Here is a 1,387-nt window from a genome sequence, read left to right on the forward strand (position 1 = left end):
GGCGAGGGGAGTGAAAAAGAACCTGAAACCGTGTACGTACAAGCAGTGGGAGCCTCTTTATGGGGTGACTGCGTACCTTTTGTATAATGGGTCAGCGACTTATATTCTGTAGCAAGGTTAACCGTATAGGGGAGCCGCAGGGAAACCGAGTCTTAACTGGGCGTTAAGTTGCAGGGTATAGACCCGAAACCCGGTGATCTAGCCATGGGCAGGTTGAAGGTTGGGTAACACTAACTGGAGGACCGAACCGACTAATGTTGAAAAATTAGCGGATGACCTGTGGCTGGGGGTGAAAGGCCAATCAAACCGGGAGATAGCTGGTTCTCCCCGAAAGCTATTTAGGTAGCGCCTCGTGAACTCATCTCCGGGGGTAGAGCACTGTTTCGGCTAGGGGGCCATCCCGGCTTACCAACCCGATGCAAACTGCGAATACCGGAGAATGTTATCACGGGAGACACACGGCGGGTGCTAACGTCCGTCGTGAAGAGGGAAACAACCCAGACCGCCAGCTAAGGTCCCAAAGTCATGGTTAAGTGGGAAACGATGTGGGAAGGCTCAGACAGCCAGGATGTTGGCTTAGAAGCAGCCATCATTTAAAGAAAGCGTAATAGCTCACTGGTCGAGTCGGCCTGCGCGGAAGATGTAACGGGGCTAAACCATGCACCGAAGCTGCGGCAGCGACACTATGTGTTGTTGGGTAGGGGAGCGTTCTGTAAGCCGTTGAAGGTGTGCTGTGAGGCATGCTGGAGGTATCAGAAGTGCGAATGCTGACATAAGTAACGATAAAGCGGGTGAAAAGCCCGCTCGCCGGAAGACCAAGGGTTCCTGTCCAACGTTAATCGGGGCAGGGTGAGTCGACCCCTAAGGCGAGGCCGAAAGGCGTAGTCGATGGGAAACAGGTTAATATTCCTGTACTTGGTGTTACTGCGAAGGGGGGACGGAGAAGGCTATGTCGGCCGGGCGACGGTTGTCCCGGTTTAAGCGTGTAGGCTGACTTTCCAGGCAAATCCGGAGAGTCAAGGCTGAGGCGTGATGACGAGGCACTACGGTGCTGAAGTGACAAATGCCCTGCTTCCAGGAAAAGCCTCTAAGCATCAGGTAACACGAAATCGTACCCCAAACCGACACAGGTGGTCAGGTAGAGAATACCAAGGCGCTTGAGAGAACTCGGGTGAAGGAACTAGGCAAAATGGTGCCGTAACTTCGGGAGAAGGCACGCTGATATGTAGGTGAAGTCCCTCGCGGATGGAGCTGAAATCAGTCGAAGATACCAGCTGGCTGCAACTGTTTATTAAAAACACAGCACTGTGCAAACACGAAAGTGGACGTATACGGTGTGACGCCTGCCCGGTGCCGGAAGGTTAATTGATGGGGTTATCCTTAGGGA

At 53.3% G+C, this 1,387-nt stretch carries 1 rRNA gene; it reads left to right on the forward strand.

Annotated features, from left to right (window positions below):
• Positions 1–1,387, forward strand: a 23S ribosomal RNA gene (locus R5R67_RS19320); the annotation flags it as partial.

Source organism: Acinetobacter sp. OYA S30 (assembly GCF_033599315.1).
Lineage (GTDB): Bacteria > Pseudomonadota > Gammaproteobacteria > Pseudomonadales > Moraxellaceae > Acinetobacter > Acinetobacter baumannii.